The sequence below is a fragment of the Aliivibrio sp. SR45-2 genome (genome assembly GCF_963890165.1).
Lineage (GTDB): Bacteria > Pseudomonadota > Gammaproteobacteria > Enterobacterales > Vibrionaceae > Aliivibrio > Aliivibrio salmonicida.
This window is the reverse complement of the sequence record NZ_CAWPRC010000155.1, coordinates 33,706-43,800: the sequence shown is the minus strand read 5'-3', so window position 1 is coordinate 43,800 and position 10,095 is coordinate 33,706. Positions and strand designations below refer to the sequence as shown.

General features: G+C 39.1%; 8 protein-coding genes and 3 tRNA genes. All 11 read right to left on the bottom strand.

The annotated features are described in order from the left end of the window. Positions 1–390, bottom strand: a 390-nt coding sequence (luxS, locus tag AACV33_RS11340; protein WP_182700227.1) for an S-ribosylhomocysteine lyase, incomplete at its 3' end; no start/stop codon positions are given. A 33-nt stretch (positions 391–423) separates the two neighbouring features. Beyond that, complete coding sequence (locus AACV33_RS11335; RefSeq protein WP_012549451.1) at positions 424–1,023, bottom strand: transglycosylase SLT domain-containing protein; 600 nt, start codon at positions 1,021–1,023, stop codon at positions 424–426. Between the two features lie 66 nt (positions 1,024–1,089). Continuing rightward, positions 1,090–2,655 carry a glutamate--cysteine ligase gene (gshA, locus tag AACV33_RS11330; protein WP_017020677.1) on the bottom strand — a complete coding sequence of 522 codons (1,566 nt, stop codon included), beginning with the start codon at positions 2,653–2,655 and terminating at the stop codon, positions 1,090–1,092. A gap of 126 nt (positions 2,656–2,781) precedes the next feature. Next, on the bottom strand, positions 2,782–5,634 hold the full coding sequence (locus AACV33_RS11325; protein ID WP_065610067.1) for a M16 family metallopeptidase: 2,853 nt from the start codon (positions 5,632–5,634) through the stop codon (positions 2,782–2,784). A gap of 8 nt (positions 5,635–5,642) precedes the next feature. Then, a complete protein-coding gene (locus tag AACV33_RS11320; protein ID WP_012549448.1) occupies positions 5,643–6,074 on the bottom strand; it encodes a YqaA family protein in 432 nt (143 codons plus the stop codon). A gap of 96 nt (positions 6,075–6,170) precedes the next feature. Further along, a complete protein-coding gene (locus AACV33_RS11315) occupies positions 6,171–7,301 on the bottom strand; it encodes a sodium ion-translocating decarboxylase subunit beta (protein WP_017020679.1) in 1,131 nt (376 codons plus the stop codon). An 11-nt stretch (positions 7,302–7,312) separates the two neighbouring features. Beyond that, positions 7,313–9,100: a sodium-extruding oxaloacetate decarboxylase subunit alpha gene (oadA, locus tag AACV33_RS11310; protein WP_065610065.1), complete on the bottom strand. Its 1,788-nt coding sequence runs from the start codon at positions 9,098–9,100 to the stop codon at positions 7,313–7,315. 37 nt (positions 9,101–9,137) lie between these two features. Further along, positions 9,138–9,389, bottom strand: a complete 252-nt coding sequence (locus tag AACV33_RS11305; RefSeq protein WP_065610063.1) for an oxaloacetate decarboxylase subunit gamma — start codon at positions 9,387–9,389, stop codon at positions 9,138–9,140. Between the two features lie 331 nt (positions 9,390–9,720). Beyond that, positions 9,721–9,797: transfer RNA gene (locus AACV33_RS11300), tRNA-Arg, on the bottom strand. Between the two features lie 66 nt (positions 9,798–9,863). Next, positions 9,864–9,940: transfer RNA gene (locus AACV33_RS11295), tRNA-Arg, on the bottom strand. A gap of 66 nt (positions 9,941–10,006) precedes the next feature. Then, positions 10,007–10,083 (bottom strand) — tRNA-Arg (locus tag AACV33_RS11290). Between the last annotated feature and the right edge of the window lie 12 nt (positions 10,084–10,095).

The following is a 10,095-nucleotide window of genomic DNA, read 5'->3' as shown; positions in this document are numbered from 1 at the left end:
TGTACCACATTGATATTCATTTAATTCAGGTATTTTATTCTGATCTTCAACATTAAGAACATCTTCCATTGATGCAATCCAAGCGTTAGCAACCGTTTGTTCTACAGGTGTACCAATTAAGCTCATGTAAAAACCAGTACGACATCCCATTGGTGAAATATCAATAATTTCTACATCCGTACCATTCAAATGATTACGCATGAACCCTGCATATAGATGCTCTAATGTGTGAATGCCTTTTTCAGATAAAATATCTTTATTTGGTGCAGTAAAGCGTAAATCAAATACGGTGATAGTATCACCTTTAGGCGTTTGCATTTTCTTTGCAACACGTACCGCGGGTGCTTCCATACGGGTATGATCTACAGTAAAACTGTCTAATAATGGCATAATTTATTCCTTTAATTTATGGATAGCGGTGACTTACCACCACCAACTACTTTGTCTTTCAAGCTCAACTTTACATTGTTTTAATTGCCAACCATACGTTTTTGCTTGAGATTCAACCCTACGGGCAATTTTAATCAATTGAGGTTTCTTTTGGTAGCTTTTGCGCTTATAGCCGCCGCGACCCTCGTGATAAGCTAAATATTGATTGTAAGGATCCCACTTTGAGATACCTAGTTGCTTTTGGCTTCCGTCAGTATACCAACCTATAAACATTATCGCATCATCAAAACTACTGCGAGATCCCCCACCGGTTTCATCTTCATACTCGCCCCATACAGGGTCTTGAGCTTGTGCATAACCATAAGCAGAACTAGGACGACTCCAAGGTATAAACCCTAACAATTTTGTTCTTGGTGGACGGACATCTGAGCGAAAGCTACTCTCTTGCTTCATGATAGCCATAGCAACATTAATTGGAGTGCCGTATTCTTCATTCATGTCTTTAGCATCATCATACCATCCGCCTTTCTCTCGAAAGATCTCGCAAAGGTTATCCTGCTTTGTCGGCGGCGCCGTAGCACAACCAGATAACGAAACTAAGGCGACAATAATTAGTGAAAATTTATAATTCATTTTTTACTCAATAAAAAAGCACTGCTATTCATTTAGGATAACAGTGCTTGTTATACGATATTTGTTTTATTTCAAATAATTGAAATAATCATCTAAATACTCTGAAAAAGGCATTGTATCACTGGCCTCAATTTCTTTCTGAGCCAGAACAGAACGCTCTACCTCTGCATCCAACTCATCTTTAGTATAGAAGCTGTATTTATGATCTAAATGCGCTTGGCGATGTTGTATTGCCAATTTACAACCAATAATACCAATACCACCAGCCTTCTTCGTTTCAGCAAGTAGACGACCTGAAATAGTTAACTCTGGATTATCTATCATCGCACTTAGTCGTTGATGAGTTTGTTGGTATGCATCATCACCATTAACGGCATCCATTTTTTTAGCTATTGTGAATAGATCATCAAAAACTCGTTCAGCCCATGCTTTCTGAGTTAAACGCTCCCCTTGGCAACCAATTTGAAGCTCTAACCCAGGCTTACGTCCCAGTTCAACAATCTTATTCCAATTGTCTTTCCAACACGCCATTTCACTATCATCCATAGGAGCAGAATCAGTGAGTACAGACCATGTTAAGAAAAGGTCTAAGAATCGAACTTGATCTTCATCTACACCAATAGGGCTAAATGGGTTTACATCTAAAGATCGAACTTCTATATATTCAATCCCCGAACGCTCTAATGCTTCTGAAGGCTTTTCACCTGGTTTAGCGACACGCTTAGGGCGAATTGGAGCATACAATTCATTTTCAATCTGCAACACATTCGCATTTAATTGGATGTGTTTATCACCCTCTTTTAAACCTATTTTTGCAAACTCTTCCGATGGAGTGCGAATCGCTTTATTCAAGCCTTCAATATATTCATCGATACTATTTAAACTGATTTTCAAATCACTTTGAGCATCATTTGTATAACCAAGATCGCTTAATCTTAATGATGTTGCATAAGGTAAATACAATGTTTTACCTAGTGATTCAAAATTCATTGTCGTTTCTCTACCTTGAATAAAAGAACCACACAATGCAGGAGAAGCACCAAAGAAATAAGGGATCAACCACCCAAAGCGGTAGTAATTACGGATCAACCCAAAATAAGCATCAGATACTGAATCTTGACGATCTTTTTCAGTTTGCTCACCCAGTAATTCGTCCCAAAATTCATTCGAAAAAGAAAAGTTAAAATGAACACCAGAAATGACCTGCATCACACTGCCATAACGGCGCTTTAAACCTTCACGGTAAGTCGTTTTTAATTGACCAACATTAGATTTACCATACTGCGCTAAAGTAATGTCATCATCTTTGCTCACAAAACATGGCATAGACAGCGGCCACAATTTTTCCTCTCCCATATGAGAGACCGTGTAATGATGCACATCTTCTAATTGCTTTAATACCGTTTTAACATCATGAGATACCGGCGTAATAAATTCTAATAATGACTCAGCAAAATCCGTTGTAATGTATTTGTGAGTGAGTGCTGAACCTACGCCTGCTGGATGTGGTTTTGAAGACAGTGCAGCATCAAGAGTAAAACGAAGTGTTTCTCTTTCAATACCACGGCCAGTATTTTTAAAGGCTTTGGGATTAGACGCGACTTTCTGTAATCGGTTAGTAAATTCGGTCAAAATACATTCTCGCTATTGAGGTAGATCTAAGATCTTTATCCTAGGATAGTAGCAAATTTTACTAGTGTTTGAATAATAAAAAAAGAGCAGTAATTAGTATTAATAATGACTGCTGCATATTAAATACTATTTATTCACCGTGATAGATTCGATTGGTAAACCTAACGTTTTTAATTTAGGGGTTAATGACTTAGCATCTCCAACCACAATAATTTGATATTGAGTTTGGTCAAACCACTTAGAAGCCAACGCATTCAAATCCTCTCTACCTAATGTCGCAATTAATGTATTTTGCTCATCAATAAAATCTTCATCTAATGAATAGGTTAATATTTTACCTAGAAGATTCGCTTTTTGGCTTGGTGTTTCGTATTTCAATGCATCTTGTTGACCAACCGCTAAACGCATAAAGTTTAGTTCATCCATTGTCATTCCATCGTTCTTATATTTATCCATTTCAGAAATAAATTCTTTGATCGATTCAAGAGTCACATCAGCTCGAACTTGAGCATAAAAGATAGCCATGCCGACTTCTTTATTCCCCATTAAATAACCACCTGCGCCATAGGTATAGCCTTTATCTTCACGCAAATTCTGATTGATTCGGCTATTGAAGTTGCCCGCTAAGTTAAAATTAGCAAGTTGTGTTTGATACAATTCACCAGTTGCATCAAATGGAATGCCTTGGCGAACAAAACGAACCACACTTTGCGGAGCGTTCGGCTTATCAATTAAATATATTTTTTGTCCCGCTAGCGTAGGTAATTGCTGCGGAGCTAACAAACTTGGTGCTGAACCTTCCCATGTAGATAGAAAAGAGAGCTTAGAGATTAAGTCTGATTTTTGCACATCACCAACCGACACAACTTGAGTACCAATCGGAGTGTAGCGTTTCTTATAGAACGCCTTAACATCAGATAACGTCAAACTTTTCACCGATTCCATCGTTCCATCAGGGGAGCGATCAAATATGGTGCCTTTAAAGAGAACTTCGCGTGTTGCTTGTGATGCTAACCATGCTGGTTTTTGATGATCGTAAACTAAACCTTCGATTGCTTGCTTCTGTAAACGATCAAAATCAGACTGTTTAAATGCCGGAGAAAATAGCATTTCATTCACTATACTAAGCGTTTCATCTAGATTTTTAGTCAATGATGAAATTGATATCGCAGTGGTATAGCTACCAGAATTAAAAGAGATGCTGCTGCCCAATTTATCCAGTCTCTTTTGAATATCTTCTGAACTAGATTTAACCGTACCTTCTTCCATCATAGAAGCCGTCAGTGATGCTAACCCTTCTTTTCCTCGGGAAACATAGCGGTTACCAGCAGGTATTGATATTTGTAACTGCACTGTAGGTGTTTCGATTGCTTCCGATCCCAACACTTCAATGCCATTGGCTAATTTAGCTCGATAAATATCAGGTGTTTTTGCTGTCACAGCTTTTGATGGTTGAGGCATCACTGAACGATCAAAATTATCGACGGCTTTACGTACATCTAAGCTGTTTTCATCAATTTTTTGATACTCAGGAAGATCTCGTTTAGGAGTAATAAAGTTTGGTTTTCTAACTTGAAGCTGTGTTTTACCTTTTGGTACTACACTCAGCGTCACTTTATATTTATTTGCAATGTAAGTATCAAATGCTTGCGATACTTTATCAGGAGTCACGGCTTTCAATTCTGCGAGCTGCGCTTCTAATTGGTTAGGATTACCATAAAAAGTTTCATTTGATGCTAATTGAGAGACTTTTCCTGAAACTGATTGCAATCCAAATATTGCTCCTGCTTCTGCACTTCCTTGAACTTCAGCGAGATCTTCTTGCGATACTCCCTCTTTTTCAAATTTATCCAGAACATCCATGACCTCTTGATAAGCCGTTGCTAAATCGTTTTTATCACTAGAGTCCGTCATTGCATAAACATACATGGTGCAAGACAATTCAGCACAATCATGAAAAGCGCCGGCATCGACCGCTTTACCTGTTTTGACTAGCTCTTGATACATTAAACTCGTTTTACCATTACCCAGTAAAGTCGCAAGCATATCAAGACTTGCCTCTGTTTCTTCACCTCGATACGTCGTTGGCCACCCAATCATAACCATTGGCTGTTGAATTCGATCTTCCAATGTAATAAAACGATCTTCCGTTAACGTCACTGGTTGTTTTGGTGCGTTCTCAACTTCAGGGCCTCTTGGAATAGTACCAAAGTATTTATTTACCCACTCTAATGTTTGCTTACTGTCTAGGTCACCACCAATGGTAATAACCGCATTGTTTGGGCCATACCAACGTAAGAAAAATGCTTTCAAATCATTCACATCTACACGGTCAAGATCTTCAACATAACCAATCGTCTGCCATGAATAAGGGTGATCTTGTGGAAATAATGCCTCGCCCATTCGCTCATAAATCAAGCCATAAGGACGATTGTCGTAATTCTGTCCTCGTTCATTCTTAACCGTACTACGTTGTATTTCGAATTTTTTCTGAGATACCGCATCAATCAAGAATCCCATTCTATCGGATTCTAACCACAACATTTTTTCTAGCTGATTTGCAGGGACCGTTTCAAAATAGTTCGTACGATCACGATTCGTTGTGCCGTTAAGTGTTCCACCGGCTTCTGTGATAATTTTAAAGTGTTGCTGATCACCGACATGCTCTGAACCTTGGAACATCATGTGTTCAAAAAAGTGTGCAAAACCAGATTTCCCAATATCTTCACGAGCCGATCCTACGTGGTAAGTGACATCGACATGAACAAGAGGATCTGAACTATCAGGACTTAAAATAACCGTTAACCCATTTTCTAATGTATATTTTTGGTATGGGATAACCGTTGAGCCTTCTTTGGGTAAAACTTGCTCTACAAGCGTTACACCTTGCGGTAAATCTGATGTTTTTGGTGCTTCAAATTCTGAATTACTGCACCCTACTAAAGCCAATGCAATCGATACACAAAGTAATTTTTTCATTTTAATTCCTATAAAATCCCATTCACGGCAAGCGACAACAGTACGTATCGAGCAGCCTTTCCTATCCCAATTAAAATCACGCATGGTAAAAACTTCATTCTTAACCACCCAGCGGCCAAGCATAAAGGGTCGCCGATCACGGGTAACCAACTAAATAATAACGTCCAATAACCGTATTTCTTTATCCATTCTATGGCTTTATGACCGTGTTTCTGTGAAGAAGTTTTATCAGGAAGTAACAAACCAAGCCAATAATTTGTTATCCCTCCTAAAGTATTTCCTAATGTTGCGACTGTAATAACTGTCCACATTGAAAAACTGTCTAATTTTAACGTAGCAATTAAACTGGCTTCTGACGCCCCAGGTAATAAAGTAGCACTTAAAAACCCAGAACTAAATAATACCCATAATGCTGAATCTGCATTGAACCAATCAAACATGACTGAATTAATTCCATTGATTACGATTTATATTGCTACAGCATAAAATAAAAAAGGGCGCATCTGCACCCTTTTATTGTTAAGTTTTATTTGGAACTATCCAACAAGAGCTAAGAGAATACCCGCAGCAACTGCAGAACCTAAAACCCCAGCCACATTCGGTCCCATCGCATGCATTAACAAAAAGTTTTGAGGATTAGCCTCAAGACCGACTTTATTAACAACACGTGCCGCCATTGGCACGGCGGAAACACCTGCAGCACCAATTAATGGGTTAATGTCTTCTTTTGAATACTTGTTCAATATTTTAGCCATGATAACACCGCCAGCAGTACCCACACTGAAGGCAACAGCACCTAATAGTAAAATACCTAACGTTTCTACATTAAGGAACGTTTCTGCTTTTAATTTTGATCCGACCCCTAAACCTAAGAAAATCGTTACTATATTGATCAATTCATTCTGAGCCGTATTCGATAAACGATCAACCACACCTGATTCTTTCATTAAATTACCTAAACAGAACATACCAACGAGTGGCGTTGCTGAAGGTAAAAACAAAATAGTCATCAGTAAAACAGCAAGTGGGAAAATGATTTTCTCTGCCTTACTAACATGACGTAATTGAGCCATCTTAATTTGACGTTCTTCCGGCGTAGTCAACGCTTTCATTATCGGTGGCTGGATAATTGGAACGAGAGCCATATAACTATAAGCAGCAACCGCAATCGCCCCCAATAAATCAGGAGAAAGCTTACTTGCTAAGAAAATGGCAGTCGGTCCATCTGCACCACCAATAATGGCGATTGACGAAGCATCTGCTAATGAGAATTCCATTCCTGGCACAAAATTAAGTAATATGGCACCGAACAACGTAGCAAAAATACCTACTTGAGCCGCGGCACCTAACCATAGAGTCTTTGGGTTTGCAATTAAGGCACCAAAGTCCGTCATCGCTCCTACACCCATAAAGATCAAAAGTGGGAAGACTCCCGTTTCAATCCCGACATAATAAACGTAATACAAAAGTCCACCAGGATCGGTAAACCCTGCATTCGGTATATTTGCTAAGACTGCACCAAAACCAATAGGTAACAGCAATAAAGGCTCAAACCCTTTACGTATTGCTAAAAATAAAAGCCCACAACCGACAAAAATCATAATAAGTTGTTCAAACTTAAAATTAGCAATCGCCGTTTCATTCCATAATATTAATAAACCATCCATGTTTACTTACCTTAGGCTAGAGAAAGCAATGGTGTACCAACTGCTACTGCATCGCCCTCTTTAGTTAAAATATCTTGAACGGTACCATTACGTGATGCTCTGATCTCTGTCTCCATTTTCATCGCTTCAAGTATAAGTAACACATCACCTTCAGCAACTTCAGCACCTGCTTGTACAAGTACCTTAAAGATAGTTCCTGCTAATGGCGCATCAACCGATTCCGCGTCAACTGCCGAAAGTTGAGGAGATTGAACCGGTGCTGTTTGTGCTGATATTGGTTCAACAGACGAAATAACGCCTTGCGGCCCCACTTCTACATTATAGATTTGACCATCAACTTTAACGCTATAAGCCTCAACACCACCTTTAGCCGTATTTGCTTTTACAACATTAGTCGCTGATTCAACTTCAGTTCCAGGGGCAGGTTCAAAGGCATCAGGATTATTACGATTTTTAAGAAATTTAAGACCCACTTGAGGAAATAGAGCATAAGTAAGTACATCATCAATTTGCTCTTCCGCTAAAGCGATATTATCTTCTTTTGCTTTAGCAATCAGTTCATCCGTTAAGGTATGTAACTCGGCCGCTAATAAATCGGCAGGACGACAGGTAATCGGCTCCGCACCTTCTAAAACACGAGTCTGTAGCTCTGCATTAACGGCAGCAGGCGCTGAGCCATACTCTCCCTTCAGGACACCTGCAGTTTCTTTTGTAATACTCTTATAACGCTCTCCAGTAAGGATATTAATTACCGCTTGAGTGCCTACAATTTGTGACGTTGGAGTAACTAATGGGATATAACCTAGATCTTTACGAACTTTAGGGATCTCAATTAGCACTTCATCTAATCTGTCAGCTGCACCTTGCTCTTTTAACTGACTTTCCATATTCGTCAACATCCCACCCGGAACTTGAGCGATGAGAATTCGAGAGTCGACGCCTTTCATTTGTCCTTCAAACTTTGCGTATTTTTTACGAACTTCACGGAAATAGGTGGCAATTGGTTCAAGTTGCTCAAGGTTAAGATTTGTATCGCGCCCTGTCCCTTCTAGCATAGCAACAACCGTTTCAGTTGGAGTATGACCGTAAGTTTGGCTCATGGATGAAATAGCCGTATCTAAAATATCAATGCCAGCCTCTGCCGCTTTTAAGGCTGTGGCGGTAGATAATCCTGTTGTCGCGTGACTATGTAAAGCAAGTGGTACATCACAAGACGATTTAATTCGAGTAATAAGTTCTTCAGCTTCATAAGGTTTAAGTAGACCAGACATATCTTTAATACAAAGAGAATGACAGCCTAAATCTTCAAGACGTTTTGCTAAATCAACCCATGTATCTGAATTATGAACAGGACTTGTTGTGTAAGAAAGAGTGCCCTGAGCATGAGCACCAACATCAATTGTTGCTTTTACTGCTGTTTGAAAGTTTCTAACGTCATTCATTGCATCAAAAATACGGAATACATCCATACCGTTACAGTGAGCTCGCTCTACAAATTTTTCAACAACGTCATCAGCATAATGGCGGTAACCTAATAAGTTTTGGCCACGAAGTAACATTTGCATTGGTGTATTTGGCATCGCTTTTTTAAGTAATCGTAAACGTTCCCATGGATCTTCACCTAAATAACGAATACAGGCATCAAATGTTGCCCCACCCCAAGTTTCTAATGACCAATAACCGATTTTATCCAACTGCTCTGCAATTGGAAGCATATCTTCAACACGCATACGAGTTGCGAAGAGTGATTGGTGGGCGTCACGAAGTACCACATCAGTGATAGAAAGTGGTTTAGACATACTTACAAACTCCTTGTAATGATTTTCCTAAAACAGTTTATCGATTCTTTTGGCGGTGTAATTTAACCGCAGCAGAAATAGCAGCTATAATTTGAGGCTGAACTGTTGTTTGATCGGGATTCTGAACTTTTTGAACAGCCAATACCTGTTTTGGAGGTAACTCCACAGGCAGTAACTTAGACATAAGTTGAACTAGATAGACGAGGATGGTGAGGAATATAAATACAACGCCCATGCCTGTTAGCATTAGCGTTGCTGCTTCCCATAGTAGACTTCCAATGTCTGTCATCTTTTATTCCTTTTTGATGATAGTGACAATGTATAATTTAGTTGTAGCGAACTAATTAATTGTGTTCTTTTATTCTAAAAAGAAAGAATGATTATCTCGACATCAACAAATTTGTCAAATGCGAAACGATCACAATATATTCAAAAAAGAATATTATAGCGAGATGTATCCATACACTGCTATTTTTTACTTACAAATAAGTTGATTACAATCAAGTTACCTAATAATAACCTACAATTCAATCTATTTAATAATAGACTCAATTACTTAACTTACTCATATTACAGGCATAAAAAAAGCCTGATCATAAAGATCAGGCTTTTTAAAAGAATGGTGCGCCAGGAAGGATTCGAACCTCCGACCGCCTGGTTCGTAGCCAAGTACTCTATCCAGCTGAGCTACTAGCGCACAATAATTCTGATTGTCTCTCGCAACTAATTTATCCTCTAGATAAACCGTTACGACAGTAAATAATGGTGCGCCAGGAAGGATTCGAACCTCCGACCGCCTGGTTCGTAGCCAAGTACTCTATCCAGCTGAGCTACTAGCGCACAATAAATTCTGATTGTCTCTCGCACCAATTTATCCTCTAGATAAACTGTTACGGCAGTAAATAATGGTGCGCCAGGAAGGATTCGAACCTCCGACCGCCTGGTTCGTAGCCAAGTACTCTATCCAGCTGAGCTACTAGCGCACAATAAATTCT